The 16364-nt window shown below is 75.5% G+C and carries 15 protein-coding genes; 3 read left to right on the top strand and 12 right to left on the bottom strand.

Annotation, left to right across the window (positions count from 1 at the left end; genetic code table 11):
* Positions 1–33: 33 nt before the first annotated feature.
* Complete coding sequence (locus tag ACIP60_RS01255; protein ID WP_400678840.1) at positions 34–507, bottom strand: carboxymuconolactone decarboxylase family protein; 474 nt, start codon at positions 505–507, stop codon at positions 34–36.
* A gap of 181 nt (positions 508–688) precedes the next feature.
* Between ACIP60_RS01255 and ACIP60_RS01250 the strand changes: the two genes are divergently transcribed.
* Positions 689–1027 carry a hypothetical protein gene (locus tag ACIP60_RS01250; protein ID WP_400678838.1) on the top strand — a complete coding sequence of 113 codons (339 nt, stop codon included), beginning with the start codon at positions 689–691 and terminating at the stop codon, positions 1025–1027.
* 54 nt (positions 1028–1081) lie between these two features.
* Here ACIP60_RS01250 and ACIP60_RS01245 read toward each other — a convergent pair whose 3' ends face one another.
* Positions 1082–2413: a lipase family protein gene (locus ACIP60_RS01245; RefSeq protein ID WP_400678836.1), complete on the bottom strand. Its 1332-nt coding sequence runs from the start codon at positions 2411–2413 to the stop codon at positions 1082–1084.
* Positions 2414–2572: 159 nt separating this feature from the next.
* Between ACIP60_RS01245 and ACIP60_RS01240 the strand changes: the two genes are divergently transcribed.
* The gene (locus tag ACIP60_RS01240; RefSeq protein ID WP_400678835.1) at positions 2573–3985 is read left to right on the top strand and encodes a PucR family transcriptional regulator; all 1413 of its coding nucleotides are present in this window, start codon (positions 2573–2575) and stop codon (positions 3983–3985) included.
* 171 nt (positions 3986–4156) lie between these two features.
* Here ACIP60_RS01240 and ACIP60_RS01235 read toward each other — a convergent pair whose 3' ends face one another.
* From ACIP60_RS01235 to ACIP60_RS01195, 9 genes are all read right to left on the bottom strand, one after another.
* Positions 4157–4831 carry an MBL fold metallo-hydrolase gene (locus ACIP60_RS01235; protein ID WP_400678834.1) on the bottom strand — a complete coding sequence of 225 codons (675 nt, stop codon included), beginning with the start codon at positions 4829–4831 and terminating at the stop codon, positions 4157–4159.
* 5 nt (positions 4832–4836) lie between these two features.
* A complete protein-coding gene (locus ACIP60_RS01230) occupies positions 4837–5817 on the bottom strand; it encodes a zinc-binding alcohol dehydrogenase family protein (protein WP_400678833.1) in 981 nt (326 codons plus the stop codon).
* Positions 5818–5873: 56 nt separating this feature from the next.
* Positions 5874–6827 carry an aldo/keto reductase gene (locus ACIP60_RS01225; protein WP_400678832.1) on the bottom strand — a complete coding sequence of 318 codons (954 nt, stop codon included), beginning with the start codon at positions 6825–6827 and terminating at the stop codon, positions 5874–5876.
* A 77-nt stretch (positions 6828–6904) separates the two neighbouring features.
* The gene (locus tag ACIP60_RS01220; protein ID WP_400679903.1) at positions 6905–8554 is read right to left on the bottom strand and encodes an FAD-dependent monooxygenase; all 1650 of its coding nucleotides are present in this window, start codon (positions 8552–8554) and stop codon (positions 6905–6907) included.
* 194 nt (positions 8555–8748) lie between these two features.
* Complete coding sequence (locus tag ACIP60_RS01215) at positions 8749–10140, bottom strand: MFS transporter (RefSeq protein ID WP_400679902.1); 1392 nt, start codon at positions 10138–10140, stop codon at positions 8749–8751.
* A 195-nt stretch (positions 10141–10335) separates the two neighbouring features.
* Positions 10336–11412, bottom strand: coding sequence for a 3-oxoacyl-ACP synthase III family protein (locus ACIP60_RS01210; protein WP_400678831.1), 1077 nt, complete (start codon positions 11410–11412; stop codon positions 10336–10338).
* Positions 11413–11586: 174 nt separating this feature from the next.
* Positions 11587–12309, bottom strand: a complete 723-nt coding sequence (locus ACIP60_RS01205; protein ID WP_400678830.1) for an HAD family hydrolase — start codon at positions 12307–12309, stop codon at positions 11587–11589.
* Entirely contained in the window at positions 12300–13328 is a 1029-nt protein-coding gene (locus tag ACIP60_RS01200; protein ID WP_400678829.1) for an AfsA-related hotdog domain-containing protein, read from the bottom strand. Before ACIP60_RS01200 ends, ACIP60_RS01205 begins: the two co-directional genes overlap by 10 nt.
* A 548-nt stretch (positions 13329–13876) precedes the next feature.
* Positions 13877–14815: a ketoacyl-ACP synthase III family protein gene (locus tag ACIP60_RS01195; RefSeq protein WP_233533578.1), complete on the bottom strand. Its 939-nt coding sequence runs from the start codon at positions 14813–14815 to the stop codon at positions 13877–13879.
* Between the two features lie 328 nt (positions 14816–15143).
* Between ACIP60_RS01195 and ACIP60_RS01190 the strand changes: the two genes are divergently transcribed.
* Positions 15144–15599: a MarR family winged helix-turn-helix transcriptional regulator gene (locus ACIP60_RS01190; protein ID WP_400678827.1), complete on the top strand. Its 456-nt coding sequence runs from the start codon at positions 15144–15146 to the stop codon at positions 15597–15599.
* 124 nt (positions 15600–15723) lie between these two features.
* Here the strand turns inward: ACIP60_RS01190 and ACIP60_RS01185 are convergent, their stop codons facing one another.
* Positions 15724–16356, bottom strand: coding sequence for a LysE family translocator (locus ACIP60_RS01185; protein WP_400678825.1), 633 nt, complete (start codon positions 16354–16356; stop codon positions 15724–15726).
* Positions 16357–16364: the final 8 nt, after the last annotated feature.

Raw genomic sequence — 16364 nt, 5'->3', positions numbered from 1 at the left:
AACTCCCTTCCCTCGTACGGCCGTTCGGCGTGCTCAGTGGAACGAGCCCGCGACGTAGTCGCCGGCGGGCTGCCGGGTGATGGCGTTCAACCGGTTCACCATGTTCATGAACGAGACCAGCATGACGAGGGCGGTGAGCTGCTCCCGGTCGTAGTGCCGGGCGGCTGCCTCCCACACCCGGTCGTCGACCCCGGCCGCACCGTCCGCGATCCGGGTGCCCCGCTCGGCGAGTTCGAGGGCGGCGCGTTCGGCTCCGGTGAAGACGGTGGCCTCGCGCCAGGCGGCGACCAGGTTGAGCCGCTGCTGGGTCTCCCCGGCGTGCGCGGCGTCCTTGGTGTGCATGTCGATGCAGACCGCGCAGCCGTTGAGCTGGCTGATCCGCAGGGCGACCAGTTCCTGGGTGGCCGCGGGCAGCGGCAGGGCCTTCAGCTCCCGGCCGGCCGTCATGACGTGCTTGAGGACCCTGCCCGCGGCCGGGTCGGTGAAGTAGTCCAGTCGTGCGTCCACCGTGTGCTCCTCCGTGCTCGGTTGCTGCCTCCACCCCTCAGGACGAGGCGGCTCCCGGGCCTGTGACACGACGCGGTGTGACGCACGTCTCCCCGCCGACCGGCCCTGTCGTGTCACGGGACCGGCCGCGGATCGCTCTCAGTACCGGAAAGTGTCCACCGGTTCTGGAGAGATCACTGGCATGGAGATCCTGCGGTACGTCCTCCTCGTCTTCCACCTGTTCGGCTTCGCCGCGATCCTGGGCGGGCTGTTCTACCAACTGCGCGGGAAGGACCCGGTGACGGGCGGGTACATGGTGTCCAGCGCGGTGGTGCAGCTGGTCACCGGCGCCGGGCTGGTCTGGACCCGGCACGCCCTGGACCTGCCGGTGCTGTACCCGAAGATCGGCGTGAAGCTCGGCCTGGACGCCCTGGTGGCGGTGGTCGCGCTGGTGGGCATGCGCACCCGGCGGCCGTGGGCGTTCTACGCGGTGGGGGCGTTCACCGCGGCCGCCGTCGTGGTGTCCGTCGCCTGGACGTAGGCCCGGACGCGGGCGCGCCCGCCCCGGCGTGGTGCGGGGCGGGCGCGCGGCGGGTCACCTCCCGGCGGCGGCGGGCCGCTCGGGGGCGAGCGAGTTGCCGGCCGGGATGCGCCCGCAGTCGGACGGGGCGACCTTCCCGGCGAACCGGTCGTTCAGGTAGAGCACGGCGGTGGGCGCCCACGGGACGGCCGCGCCGAGGTGGCTGAGCAGGTCGTACTGCTGGTACTTGATGCTGCCGTTGCCGGTGGCGCAGTACTGCCGGGCCAGCGCCCGGACGTCGCCGGCCACCATCACGCCGTCGCCGGTGCCGATGCCGGAGACGTTGCTGAAGGTGCCCTCCAGGACGCCGCCGTTGCCCTGGGCGATGTAGCCGGGGACGGTGGGGGTGGCGGCCGAGCCGAGGTTGACCTTGTTGACGGCCTCCAGGAACTCGGGGATCGAGTTCGGGTCGGCGTAGGCGGGCTTGGCGAGCTTCTGCCAGGTCAGGCCGGGGTACTGGCCGAGCGCGTTGGCGATCGAGGCGTCCTGCATCTTCGCGAACACCTGCTTGCCGTAGTCGCTCAGGTAGGGCTGGAGGTCGAAGCCGTACGCGCGGGCCACGCCGGTGACCGCCATCGGGATGACGCCGGGCCACACCACGCCCCCGGCCACGTACTTGAGGTTGTGCGCGGGGTCGACCAGCAGGCCGCCCTCGGCGAAGCCGACCAGGCGGCGGTTGACGTCGGGGGCGTAGCCGGGGGCGAGGGCGGCGGCCCAGTTGGTGGCGATCGCGCCGCCGGAGTAGCCGAGCATGCCGAACCGGGTGTCCGCGTTCATCCCGGTGGCGGACGAGGCGGAGGCGGCCCGGATCGAGTCCAGCGTGGTGGTGCCGTACTCGGGCCCGGCGGCGAAGTCCGCGGTCTGGCCCTCGGTGTCGGGGATCACCACGTCGTAGCCCTGGAGCACGAACGGGACGACGAACAGCGACTCGGCGTTGGCGATCGCGCCGCCCAGGCTGACGTCGCCCGCGACCGCCCGGGACGGGGCGTGCTCGGGGTTCAGCGAGTCGTAGAAGGACTGGTAGGAGACCGCCTTGGAGCCGTCGCTGCCCAGCCCGCGCACCACGGTGGTGACGCCCGCGCTGGGGCGGCCCTGCGCGTCGGTGGTGCGGAACAGCAGCTGGACGGCCCGCACGGGGGTGGCCAGGCCGAGCAGGTGGTACGAGAGGGTGCGGGTCTTGAGCACGGTGCCGGGCGCGATCGAGGACAGCGGGGCGCTGCCGTCGTAGCGGTAGAACGGGTCGGCCGCGGTGGTGGCGGTCGCCGCGGCGGCGGTGGCGACGGGGGCTGCGGTGGCGACCGCGGCGGCGGCGAGGGCGGTGGCGATCAACCGGGCGGCTCGGTTCATGGCGGTTCCCGTTTCTGGGTGGGGGTGGGGGCGCGCGACCTGAACAACGGTGGGGGCTCGCGGGAGTTACCTACGGGTAGGTAACCTCCGGGAAACCATGATGACCGCGCCGCCCGGCCCCGTCGCCGGGCCGCCGCACAGAGATTCGCGAGGTGGATTGTGACCGCGCCCAACGCCCGACCCGCCGCCGGACTCACCACCGTCGAACTCACCACCACCGGAACCGCGGACGGGGTCGCGACCGGAGCCGGGACCGCCGCCGGGACCGCCGCCGGGACCGGCCCCGCGCCGGTGTCCGCCGCCGAAGCCGCCGGGCCCGCCCCCGAACCCGTCCCCGAACCCGCCGTCGAAGGCCCCCGGTTCGGCGGCCGGCCGGTCCACCTGCGGCTGCTCGCGCTGGCCCCCGTGCTGGCCGGCGAGGTGATGGCCCGGCTGCTGGACCGGCTGCCGGCCTACCACGCGCTGCCGCCCGAGCAGTTGCGCGGCGAGGTGGCCCGTCAGGTCGAGCGCGGCATCCGGGCGTTCGTCGAGGTGATGCGCACCGGCGAGCTGCCGGGCGAGGCCGAGCTGGCCCGGATCAGGGAGTCCTCGGCCCGCCGCGCCGACGAGGGGGTGCCGCTGGAGTCCGTGGTCGGCGCCTACCACCTGGGCGCCCAGCTGTGCGCGGCCCGGGTGCTGGCCGAGGCCGCCCCCGCCGACCTGCCCGACATCGCCACCGCCCAGGACCGGCTGCTCGGCTACCTGCGGGTGGTCAGCTGCGCGGTCGCCGCCGGGTACGTGCAGGAGCGGCAGGCCGCGCTCGGCGACGAGCAGGTCTCCCGGCAGGCGCTGCTCTCCCGGCTGCTGGAGGGCGGCGACCCGCGCGCCGCCGCCGACCGGGCCGGCATCCGGCTGCCCGCCCGCTACCTGGTGCTCTCGCTGGCCGTCGGCCCGCACCCCGACGAGTCCCGCCCCGGCGTCAACCGCTCGGTCGTCGCCCGGCGCAAACTCCGGCGGCTGCGCGCCGAGTTGGAGCGCCGCACGGACGGGGTGCCGCTGGCCGCGCTGGCCGCCGACGGCGGCCCGGTGCTGCTGCCGGACGACTCCCCCGACCCGGCCCCCGACCGCGCCGCGCTCACCGACCTGGTCGACCGGCTCGCCCGGGCCTGCGGCGCCGACCTGACGGCCGGGGCCGCCCGCGCCGCCCCCGAGGAGGTCGCCGACGCCGCCCGGCTGGCCGCCGGGGTCCGCCGGGTCGCCGAGGCCACCGGCCGCGGCCCCGGCCTGCACCTGCTGGACGACGTCCTGGTCGAGTACCAGCTCAGCCGCCCCGGCCCGGCCCGCGACGCGCTGGCCGCGCTGCTCGCCCCGCTGGTCGGACGCCCCGAACTGCTGGCCACCCTGCGGGCGTTCCTCGCCTGCGGCCTCGACCGCCGGCGCACCGCCACCCACCTCCAGGTGCACCCCAACACCGTCGACTACCGGCTGCGCCGCACCGCCGACCTCACCGGCCTGGACGCCGTCCGCGGCCCCGACCTGCTCACCCTGCGCGCCGCGCTCGCCGCGCACGACACGGCGACGGCGCTGCCCTGACGGGCGCCCGACCCGGCGTCGGCGGGCGGCGTCCGTCCCGTCGTCCCGTCCCGTCCCGGACGCGAGCCCGTCCCGCCCGCGAGCCCGTCCCGTCCCGGACGTGCGCCCGCCCCGGACGTGGGCCCGTCGCGCCACCGGGTCCGGGGGAAAGCCCGGTGGCGCGACGGGGGTTCAGGCGGCCTCGCCGCGCAGCAGCGGGAGGCCGCGGCGGGCGGTGCCGAGCGCGGCGGCCGGGCCGTGGCCGGGGAGCAGCACCGTGCTGTCGTCCAGCGGGCCGCAGACGCGGCGCAGCGAGGACTCCAGCCGGGTGCGGCTGCCGCCGGGGAGGCCGGAGTCGCCGAGGCGGTCGGCGAGCAGGGTGTCGCCGGTGAACAGGAGGGCGGGGTCGCCGTCCCGGACCGGGTCGACCCGGAACATCGTGGAGCCCTCGGTGTGCCCCGGGCTGTGGTGGGCCCGGACCCGCAGTCCGGCCAGTTCCAGGTCGGCGGAGCCCTCCAGGAGGGTCAGCCGTTCCGGTTCGCTCTCCGGGTAGCCCGCGAGCAGGCGGCCGGGGAAGGTCGGGGGCAGCGGCGCGGCCGGGTCGGCGAGCATGAAGCGGTCGGCGGCGTGCAGCACGGCCGGCGCGCCGGTCCGCGCGCCCAGTTCCCGGGCGCACCAGCTGTGGTCCATGTGCCCGTGGGTGAGCAGCAGCGCCGCCGGCTCCAGCCGGTGCTCGGCGAACAGCCGCAGCAGCGGTTCGGTGGCGGCCTGCCCGGGGTCGACCACCAGGCAGGGCCCGCCCGGCTCGGCGGCCAGCACGTAGCAGTTGGTGCCGAAGCCGCCGGCCGGGAAGGAGAACAGGAGCATCCGGATTAGCCGTTCACCCGCAGCACCAGCTTGCCGGTGGAGGAGCGGTCGGTGAGGGTGCGGTGGGCCTCGGCGGCGTCGGCGAGGGCGAACTCGGTGAAGTCCACCCGGACGTCACCGGCGGCGACCAGCTCGGCGGCCCGCTCCAGGTGCCCGCGCACCAGCTCGGGGGCGCGGTGCGCCAGGTCGCCGATGTTGTAGCCGACCAGGGCCCGGGAGCCGAACCACAGGTGGTCGGGCTGGACCGGCGCGTCCTGCTGGGCGGCGTCGCCGAAGATCAGCTGGCGGCCCAGCGGGGCGAGCAGCCCGGCCGCCGCGGCGCGCTGCTCGCCGCCGACCGAGTCGAGGACCACGTCGACGCCGCGGCCGTCGGTGCGGTCCGCGACCAGCTCGGCCAGCGCCTCGTAGGGGACGACCTCGTCGTAGCCGAAGTCGGCGGCGTACTTGGCCTTGGTGACGGTGCTCGCGGCGCCGAGCACCAGGGAGGCCCCGGCCCGGCGGGCGATCTGCGCGGCGGCGGTGCCGACCCCGCCGGCCGCGGCCAGCACCAGGACGCTCTCGCCGGGGAGCAGCCGGGCGGCGGACTCCAGCAGGCCCAGGGCGACCGGCACGTTGCAGGGGAAGGCGGCGGCGAGGGCCGGGTCGGCGATCGCCCGCGGGCCCTCCAGGACGACCGTCAGGTCGGCGCGGGCCAGCACGACCTCGGCGTAGCCGCCGCCGTCCAGGGTGAGCGCGGTGACCCGCTGCCCGGGGCGCAGCCCGGTGACGCCCTCGCCGACGGCCCGCACCGTGCCGGTCGCCTCCAGGCCGGGGACGTGCGGGAGGCCGACCTGGATCTGGCCGCGGCGGAACATCACCTCGGCGAAGTTCACCCCGGCGTGGGTGACGTCGACGGAGATCTGGCCCGGGCCGGGCTCGGGCACGGGCAGTTCGGCCTCGGTGAGGACGTCGGGGTCGCCGTAGCGGTCGAAGAGGACGGCACGCATGGGGTCTGCTCCTGAGGAGAGGTGGGACGGGGTGGGGTGGGGCGGACGAAGCCGGGTCAGTAGCGGGGCGCGGCCGGGGCGGGCAGGGTGTCCAGCTCGGCCAGGACGGTGGCGTCCAGGGCGAGTTCGGCCGCGGCGGCGTTCTGCTCCAGGTAGCGCGCGGTCTTGGTGCCGGGGATCGGCACGACGTGCTCGCCCTGGGCGAGCAGCCAGGCCAGCGCCACCTGGGCCGGGGTGGTCTCCAGGCGGGCGGCGACGCCCTCGATCCGCTCCACCAGCGCCTGGTTGGCGTCGATCTCGGTGGGCTGGAAGCGCGGGCTGCCGTGCCGCCAGTCGCCGGCCGGGAGGTCGGCGGAGCTGCGGATCGCGCCGGTCAGGAAGCCGCGGCCGAGCGGCGAGAAGGGCAGCAGGGTGATGCCGTGCGCGGCGGTGTGGGCCAGCACCCCGTTCTCCAGGACGTCCCGGGACCAGAGCGAGAACTCGGACTGCACGGAGGCCACCGGGTGGATGGCGGCGGCCAGTTCGATCTCCGCGACGCTCACCTCGGAGAGGCCGATGGCCCGGGCCTTGCCCGCCTTCACGGCCTCGGCCATCGCGCCCCAGGACTCCTCCAGCGGGACGGCCGGGTCGACCCGGTGCAGCTGGTAGAGGTCGACGTGGTCGGTGCCCAGGCGCAGCAGCGAGGCGTCGATGGAGGCCCGGATGTGCTCGGGGCGGCCGTTGCGGTGCATGGTGCGGCTGCCGTCGACGACCAGGCCGACCTTGGTGGCGAGCACCGCGTCCGCGCGCCGCCCGGCCAGCGCGCGGCCGACCAGGTACTCGTTGGTGAACGGGCCGTAGGCGTCGGCGGTGTCGATGAGGTTGACGCCGAGGTCCAGGGCGCGGTGGACGACGGCGATCGAGGCGGCGTCGTCCCGGCCGGGCTCGTCGTACGCCCAGGACATGCCCATGCAGCCGAGGCCGATCCGGCCGACGGCGGGTCCTGCGGTACCGAGGGTGGTGGTGTGCATTGCGGTTCGTCTCCCTGGACGTCGTGCGGAGGTGCGGGGCGGGTGGGGCGGAGCGGGCCGGAGGAGCCGGCGCGGGGTCAGCCGCGGGCGGCGGCGGGCTCCGGGGCGGTGCGGGTGCGCGGGGCCAGGCCGTCGAGGTGCCGGACCAGGTCGGCCAGGCCGCTGCGGGTGGCCGGGGCGACGTACTGGACGTGGCCGTCCGGGCGGAGCGCCACCAGGACGGGGCGGGGGCCGAGCGCGCGGAGCAGGGTGGCGGACGCGGTGTCGTCCACGGTGCGGACCACGGCGGGGCGGCCGACGAGCGCGGCGGCCACCGCGGCGCTGCCCCGGTCACCCGGTCCGGCGGGGCCGGACGGGCCGGACGGGCGGCGGACCAGGACGGTGAAGCCGTCGCGGTCGAGCGCGGGGTCGGCCGGGGCGGTGGCGGCGGCAGCGGGTCCGCCGAGGGCTTCGGGGGCTTCGGGGGCTTCGGGGGCGAAGACCGGCAGCCGGTCGCCCGGCCGCGGGTGGCCGGGGCGGGCGCGCCGGAGGCCGTCCGCCGCGTAGCTGACGTCGGTCTGGGCCATCATCGGCGCGATCCGGCGGCGCAGCAGGCCGCCCAGGGCCGCGCCGCGCACCAGGGTGTCGCGCAGGACCCGGCGCGGGCCGCCCGCGATCATGCCCCAGCGGGTCTGGGCGGCGGTGACGGCGGCGACCCGGGCGACCGCGGCGTGCCGTTCGCGGTGGTAGCTGTCGAGCACCGCGGCGTCGAGGGTGCCGCGCAGCACGCCGGCCAGCTTCCAGCCGAGGTTGAAGGCGTCCTGGAGGCCGTAGTTCATGCCCTGGCCGCCGGCCGGGCTGATGATGTGCGCGGCGTCGCCGGCCAGGAAGCAGTTGCCGTCCCGGAAGCGGTCGGCGATCCGGCAGCGGACCCGGAACGATCCGGTCCAGCGGGGTTCGCCCAGTTCGCCCAGGCCGGGGGCGCGCCGCCGCAGTGCTTCGGCGAACACCCCGGCGGGCGGCGGTTCGGCCGGGTCGCGGTGCGGGATGCTGATGGCGACCCGGAACAGGCCGTCGGGCAGCGGGACGACGCCGAGCGCGCCGTCGGCGGTGTAGCAGTAGTGGAGCGTGTCGCGGGCGGCCGGGCCGTCGATCGGCGCGTCGGCGATGCCGAAGGTGACGTCCACCGTGTCGCCGTCGAAGCCGATGCCCAGCTGCTTGCGCACCGAGCTGTGCGCGCCGTCCGCGCCCACCAGCCAACGGGCGTGCGCCTGCTCCTCGTTGCCGTCGGGGTGGCGCAGCCGCGCGGTGACGCCGCGGGCGTCCTGGCGCAGGTCCTCCAGGACGACGCCGCGCTCGACGGTGCCGCCGAGTTCGGCGAGGCGCTCCAGCAGCAGGCGTTCGGTCTCGTACTGGGGCAGGGTGGCGGCGAACGGGTACGGGGTGTCGGCGATCCGGTCGACCGCGGCCCGGCCGAGCAGCCGGCCCTCGGAGCGGTAGCCGATGCCGGTCAGCCGGTGCCCGGTGGCCGCCAGGCGCTCCGCGACGCCGATGCCGCGCAGCAGTTCGAGGGTGCGGGGCCAGACCAGCACGGCCCGGGACCGGGGAGCCGGGGCGGGCGCGGCGGCGCTGTCCACCAGGCGCACCCGCACGCCGCGCTGCAACAGGTCGCAGCCCAGGGCGACGCCCACCGGGCCGGCGCCGACGATCAACACCTCGCTGCTGCCGACCGGCCGATCGGGCTCCATGGCGCTCAACTCTTCTCCTCCGGTGCGGTGGGTGCGGTGGGTGCGGACGTGCGTGACGCGGTCGGACGGTGCGGACTCCGTCGGACGGTGGGGCGGTGGGGCGGTGGGACGGTGGGGCGGGCGGCACGGGGCGCCGCCCGCCCCCGGGTGACCGGCCGTCAGGGACGGTGCCGACCGGTCGGCGGGTCGGGCCGTCAGGCCGCGGCCGAGAGGTGCCGCTTGCGCAGGAACAGTCCGATCAGCAGGGCGGCGAGCAGCACCACCCCGGCGTCGACGGCGATCGCGGTGCGGACGCCCTCGGCGACCGCGCTCTCGCCGTGGCCGGCGGCGGCGATCCGGCTGGTGGCCAGGGTGCTGATGATCGGGATGCCGATGGTGATGCCGACCTGCTGCGTCATCGAGGTGATGCCGGTGGCGCGGCCCTGGTCGTCGTCGGAGACCCCGAGGGTGCCGGTCACCATGAAGGAGACGATCGACAGCACGTGGCCGAAGCCCCCGACGGTGGTGGCGGCGATCATCAGGGCCAGGCCGGGGCCGTGGTCGGTGCCGATCAGCAGCAGCGCGGCGGTGGAGACGCCCTGGATGACCAGGCCGAGGACCAGCGCGGTGCGGCTGCCGAGGCGGCCGATGATCCGGGCGGTCCGGAGGCCGCCGAAGAAGGCCGCGGTGCCCAGGCCGCTGAACGCCAGGCCGGTGACCAGCGGCGAGTAGTGCAGGGCGTCCTGGAGGTAGAGGGTCATCAGGAACACCACGGAGGACATCATGGTGAAGGTGACCAGGCCGCCGAGGTTGCCCCAGCTGATGGTGGGGCGGGCCAGCAGCCGCACCGGGAGCAGCGGTTCGGCCGTGACCCGCTCGATCGCCCAGAAGGCGACCAGCAGCGCGGCGGCGGCGGCCAGCAGGACGAGGACCCAGGTCTCCGTCCAGCCGTGCTCGCCGGCCCGGGTGATGCCGACGACCAGGGCGACCAGGCCGGTGCAGACGGTGAGCGAGCCGGGCAGGTCGATCGAGACCCGCTGACCGGAGCGGCTCTCGGTCAGCAGCCGGGGCGCGGCGACCAGTACGGCGACGGCGACGACCACGTTGATCAGGAAGGCCCAGCGCCAGTCGAGCAGGCCGGTCAGCACGCCGCCGAGGATGGCGCCCGCGGTGAAGCCGGCCGACATCAGGGCGCCGTTGAGACCCATCGCCCGCTCGCGGAGCTTGCCCTCGGGGAAGGACGTGGTGATCAGGGCCAGCGCCGAGGGCGTGGTGATGGCGGTGGCCAGGCCCTGCCCGACCCGGGCGACGATCAGCTGGGTGGGCGTCTGGGCGAGGCCGCCGAGCAGCGAGGAGAGGCCGAGCAGCGCCATGCCGCCCAGGAAGAGCCGCTTGCGGCCGAGCAGGTCGCCGACCCGTCCGAAGATCAGGGTGAACCCGGCCGCGGTGAGGGCGAAGGCGGTGACGATCCACTGCAGGCTGCTCAGCGAGAAGTGCAGCGAGGAGCCGATCTCCGGCACCGCGACGTTCAGGATGGAGAAGTCTGCGGCCAGCATGAACTGGGTGGCCAGCAGTACGAGCAGGATCGCCTTCTGACGCTGCGACATCTGCTCGTCACCGGTCTGCACCGGTTCGAGGTCTTGCACGACGGTCACGGTGGACTCCTGGTTTGTCCTTGATTGGCCATAGACGCTTCACGCGGTATCGAGGGTTGAGTCTATAGCGATGGTCGATCAAATATAAAGACCCTGACACATGCCATGGCGTGGACGACCGGGCCGACCGGTCGGCCGACCGGCCGGTCAGACGGTCAGGACGTGCCGCTCCTGACCGCTCCGGCCGCTGCTCAGCACGGGTGCGGGCGCGTCCACGCCCCAGCGCAGCAGGGTGAGGCCGACGTTCATGCCGCCGCCGAAACCGGCCAGCAGCACCAGTTGGCCCGGCCGCAGCACGCCCGAGGCGAACACCGCGTCCAGCGTGATCGGCACCGAGGCCGACCCGGTGTTGGCGAACTCCCGCACCGTCAGGCGCAGCGCCGACTCCGGCAGTCCGAGGCTGGGCAGCAGGCTGCGCAGCATCTCGCCGTTCGCCTGGTGCGGGACGAAGTGGTCGATCTGTTCGGGGCTCAGCCCGTTCTCCCGCAGCAGCTCGGCGATCGCCTGGGGCAGCTCGGCGGAGACGAACTCCCGCACCCCGCGCCCGTCCATCCGGAAGAAGTGGCCGCCCTCGCGCACCGTGCTCTCCGAGGGCGGCGTCCGGCTGCCGCCCGCCGGGACGCTGATCAGGCGGTGCGCGTCACCGTGCCCGCGCAGCACGGTGTGCAGCAGGCCGCGGTCGGCCGCCACCGGGCCGAGCACCACCGCGCCGGCCCCGTCGCCGAACAGGACGGCGGTCCGGCGGTCGGAGTAGTCGAGGATCCGGGAGTAGACGTCGGCGCCGATGACCAGCGCGTGGCCGCCGCCGCGGACCCGCAGCAGGCCCTCCGCCATCGCCAGCGCGTAGACGAAGCCGCTGCACACCGCGTTGACGTCGACGGCCGCGGCCTGCCCGGCGCCGATCAGGTGCTGCACGATGCTGGCGGTGGCGGGCTGGGGGTGGTCGGGGGTGGAGGTGGCCAGGACGATGACGTCGATCCGGTCGGCCGGCAGTCCGGCCGCCGCCAGGGCGCGCGTCGCGGCCAGCGCGGCGAGGTCCGAGGTGGCCTGGTGCGGCGCGGCCCGGCGGCGCGCCACGATGCCGGTGCGGTTCTCGATCCACTCCGGGACGACCCCGGCCGCCGGGGCGATCTCCTCGTTGGGGACGGTGCGTTCGGGCAGGTAGGAACCGGTGCCGAGGATGCCGACGGCGGGGGCCTGGTCGGCCTGGCTGTACGGGGGCATGGGGTGTTCTCCTCCTGTGCTGACTGTGCTGGCGGTGCCGGCTGTGCTGGTGCGTCGTGCCGGGGGCGCTGCGGTGCGGTCCGCCGGCCGCCGCGCACGACGGTGTGCGCGGCGGCGGACGGGCACCGGGGCTCAGCGCCCTGGGGGTGCGCGGCGGTCGGCGGACGCCGGGGCTCAGTGCCCGGGGGCGGCGTCCAGGAACTGCCAGCCGCGGGTGCGGGCGGCCTCGGCGAGCACCGGGTCCGCGCCGACCACCAGGCCGCGGCCGACGGCCTCCAGCAGCGGCAGGTCGCTGGCGTGGTCGCCGTAGGCGAGGCAGGCGTCCAGGTCGGCGCCGCGCAGCCAGGCCGCCGCGGTGGCGGCCCTCGCCTTGCGGCCGCCGATCATCGGCCCGACCACCTCGCCGGTCAGCTCACCCCGGCGGACGATCGGCCGGGTGCCCAACGCCCCGTCCGCGCCGAGCAGTTCGGCGACCGGGTCGAGGCAGGCGAAGAACGACCCGGAGAGCAGCACCACCGCGGTGCCGCGGGCCCGGTGCGCCCTGAGGTGCGCGACCGGCTCCGCCAGCAGCAGCGACCCGCCGGCCTCCGCCGCGCCCCGCCGGGCGTCCTCGAACCAGGCGCGGCCGGACGCGGCCAGCTCGGCCGCCCGCTCCCCGGCGAACAGCCGGTAGTAGCGGCGGTTGATCTCGTGGCGCGGGGTCCCGGCGGCGGCGTCCGCGTGCAGCTGCCCGACCAACGCGTCGTAGGTCTCCGGCCGTTCGCCCCTGCGCTCCAGGTGGAACCGGAGGAAGGAGAACATGCTCTTGACCGCGATCAGCGTCTCGTCGACGTCGAAGAAGGCCATCGGGGCCGCCACGGCGGCGGGGGCCCCGGCCGGTGCGAGGGTCAGCGGCACGCCAGCTCCAGGTCCACCACGATCCGGCAGTTGGCGGCCCCGTCCTGGGTGGCCAGCACCTCGACCGGGATGGGCGCGCCGGACAGCAGCGCCTCCCAGTCGGGCAGCAGCGCCTCCAGGCGCAGCGGCGAGTCCAGCTCCGCGAAGCGCTCGTACCGGGCGTCGACCGCCTGCACCCGGACCTTCCCGGGCGCCAGTCCGATGTGCTCCCGGACGGTGTACAGGGCGAGTTGGCGGGCGCCCTCGATCAGCACCATGCCGGGCAGGTGGTCCTGCGGGTGGTCGAACAGGCTCGGGTGGTCGCCGGCGATCCGCAGCGTCGCCGTCGCGCCCCGGCCGGTGGCCGCCACGTCCAGCAGCACCGCGTTCTCCGGCAGCCGCCGGCCGACGAGCGGCGCGGCCACCGGCTCCCCGGCCACCGCGCCGGTGGCGAAGTCCGCGGTGGAGCCCATCGGTCGGCCCTCCCGGCCGCGCAGCCGCAGCTCCTGGTACTCCCCCGCCGCCTTGAAGCGCAGGCCGACCGTGGCTCGCCCGGCGTCCTGGACCGCACCGGAGCCGTCGGCCACCGCCAGCGCGAGGACGTAGTCGACGCCGGTGGTGCGGCCGTCGCGCTCCCGGACCCGTTCCGGGTCGAGCCGGAGGAGCAGGGTGGTCGGCCTGGTGCCGCGGGCGAGCAGCTCGGGCCGGGTGATCCGCAGGTCCTGGTGGGTCAGGATGAACTTGTCGGTCCGGGGCACCCCGTGCTGGAGGTGCGAGGCGGCCAGGGCGGCCTGGCGGCAGACCTCCATCAGCAGCACCGGATCGTGACAGGCGGGCGCCAGCGAGTGGTCCCCCCAGTAGGCGTGCGATCTCGGCAGCTGGGCCGAGGCCAGGGTGCCGCCGCGCGGGTCGGGGACCATCGCGGTGACGAAGACCTCGCTGAGCGCACTGCGGTGCACCAGGGCGCGGTCGATGGTGCTGTCGGTCCGCGGCAGGGCCGTGCCGGCCGGCGGCAGCACCGTGGAGATCCGTGTCGACACGGGAGCGGACGCCTCTTGGCGAGATGGAGCGGTGGACGGCATGACTGGGACACCTTCCTTGAAGAGGGATCGAAGAGGGATCACCGAGGGCTCCGGAACGACCGGCCACCGCGTGCCGGGCACGGCGACGACGGGGCTCACCGCGGGGGGTCGCGGGATCGTCCGGCACCGGACCGGGCACGACGGCGTGCCGGACGGCTCCGGTGGGGTCAGGACGTACGGGGGGCGTCCCCTCCGGCGTGCCGCACTGCACGCGGGGTCCACGAGGACGCGAGGAGGGGAGCGAAGGGGTCGGCTCGGTGGCCGACGGCTCGGCCCGGGCGAGCGGCGTCGCTGCCGCACCGGGAGGAGGAGGGGACCTGGCTGTGCTGCGGACCCGGCCCGTCGGGAATCGGACGGGAGCGCCGGAGACCGGACGCGGGGTCGGGAGAACGGGTCAGGGGAACGGGTCGGGAGGTCTGATCGGGGCGCTGTGCCCGGACGCTGGATCGGAACGCGGGATCGGAACGCGGGGTCGGGACGCCGGCTCGGGTCGGGACGTCGGGGTGTCAGAGGGCCTGGACGACCAGGGCGGTCCAGGTGAAGCCCGCACCGGCGGAGATGACCAGCAGGTGGCCGCCGGGTGGAACGAGGCCCCGGGCGTCGGCCTCCGCCAGCGAGGCGGCGGCGTCACCGGCGCCGAGGTGGCCGGTGTCCGGGCCGAAGTCCAGCACCTCGCCCTCGACCAGCCCCGCCAGGGCGGGCAGGTACGCGCTCTCCAGGACCGAGCGGCCCAGGCGCGGCAGGGCCACCGGCAGGGTGGCGTTCGGGCCCAGCCGGGCCTGCTCCAGCGCGCCGGTCACCGCACGGCGCAGCGAGCGGTCGACCGTCTCTGCGAACACCTCCTTGCCCGCCCGGACCAGGAACGCCTTCTTGGTGCGCCGCACGTCGAGCGCCGCACCGTGCTGCCGCGGGGCCGCGGAGAAGGCGTCGTCCCCCCGGTGCATCAGCTCCAGTTCGGGCGCGGCGACGGTCGCCAGGCCCGCGACCCGGTAGCGGGCGTGCTCCCGGGTGAGCAGCAGGGCGGTGCCTCCGTCGCCGTACGCCACACCGTAGTCGGCGCGCCAGCGCTCGAACCCGGGAGCGGGGAAGCTGTCCGCCGTGGTCACCAGGGCGGCTTCCACCCCGGGGTCGGCCGCCATCCGGTCGAGCGCGATCCGCAGGGCGGCCGCGCCGCCGTTGCACATCTGCTGCACGCCGACCGGCTCGGCGTTGCGCGCCCCCAGCGAGGAGGCCACGTAGTGCGCCGGGGACCAGAAGTCGTGGCCCTGGTGGTGGATCCAGGCGTGCGCGACCAGGCCCAGCCGGTCGGCCGTCAGCCCCGCGCGCTCCAGCGCCGTCCGCCCCGCCTCGACGGCGAGGTCCGGTGCCGCGCGCCGGTCGTCCACCGGCAGCCGGCGGTAGCCGTCCCGCCGCACCTCGTCGGCGTCGGCCCGACCGGCCAGCACAGCGGCGGCCGATGTGTCGTGCCGGGGCGGGAGATGCAGAACAGCAGAACGTATTCCGCTTCTGCTCTCACCACCGCCTTTTACCTCCCGGAAATACATGGCTACCCCCCGTGTGACCTGCCGCCACTCTCCGGCGGCGACTGAAAGCTATCATGACCTTGATTCAAGTGTCATTAGATTTTTTCTCCCCTGACCCTGACACAAGACAAGGTCAGGAGCTTCACCCGACGCATCCGAACCGGTAGCCTGGAGCAACCAATGGGCCGCCGACGTCCGAACCGTGCACGGATGTCCGAACTGCGCACCGGGGTCCCACCAAGGAGGAAAGATGCCGACGACGGAGTCGGAGCTGCCGTTCGACCAGCGGCTCGGCAGTCTCATCAAGCAGGCCGAGCAGGCCCTGATCGCCGAGAAGAACCGGGTGCTGCGCCCCTTCGGCCTGACGGTCCCCCAGTACTCGGCCCTGCTCCTCCTGGCGGAGAACCCGAACATCTCGGGCGCCCGGCTGGCCCGCATCTGCGGCGTGACCGCGCAGGCCATGAACGGGGTCATCTCGCTGCTCGACCAGCGCAAGCTGATCAGCCGGACGAACTCGCCCGACCACGCCAAGGTCCTCCTGCTCCGCCTCACCCGGGCCGGCACGGCCCTGCTCCGCAAGGCGGACCGCGAAGCCGTGGCCGTGGAGCGCCGCCTGATGGACTCCTTCGACGACCATGACCTGGCCTCCTTCCGCAAGCAGCTCGCCATCGCCATCGAGGTCCTGTCGGAGCACGCCGACTCCTGAGCCCGCCGACTCCCGAGTCCGACGACTCCCGAGTCCGCCCCGGCCCCCGATCTCCCCCCCAACTCCACTCCGGGCGCGCCTCAAGGCAGTTGACGCCCCGTCACCTCGGTCGGGGCGCGCGGGTTCAGGCGGTCGCCGTCACGCCCGCCACGGCCAGCAGCAGCACCGCCGAGACCGCGGACAGGCGCCGCGCCGCCACCGGGGTGGCGCCGAACCGGCCGCCGAGGCGGGCGGTGGCCAGGGCGACCGCCGAGTAGACGGCCGCACAGCACAGGACGTTGACCGCGCCGAGCGCCGCGACCTGCCCGCCGACCGGCAGCGCGCCGTCCGGGGTGACGAACTGCGGGACCAGCGACAGGTAGAGCAGCAGGCCCTTCGGGTTGAGCAGCGCGGTCAGCAGCGACTGCCGCAGCACCGTCCGGGCCGGCTGCGGACCGGCCGCGGCCAGGGCCCGGGCACCGCCGCCGTCCCGGCGCAGGGCCAGCAGCATCCCGGCGGCGAGGAGCACCAGGTAGCCGGCCCCCGCCAGGCGCAGGGTGGGCAGCAGCGCGGGGACGGCCCGCAGCGCGGCGGCCAGCCCGGCGGCGGAGAGCAGGGTGTGCACGGCGTAGCCCGCGCAGACGCCGGTGACGGCGGTGAGCGCGGCGCGGCGGCCCTGGCCGAGGCCGCGGGCGGCGATGTACAGCCAGTCGGGGCCGGGCGTGCAGACCAGCAGCACGTCGACGCCGAGGAAGAGCAGCAGGGCGTGCGGGTCCATGGGCACCT

The sequence above is a fragment of the Kitasatospora sp. NPDC088783 genome (genome assembly GCF_044750705.1).
Classification (GTDB): domain Bacteria; phylum Actinomycetota; class Actinomycetes; order Streptomycetales; family Streptomycetaceae; genus Kitasatospora; species Kitasatospora fiedleri.
This window is presented reverse-complemented; position numbering and strand designations above follow the sequence as displayed.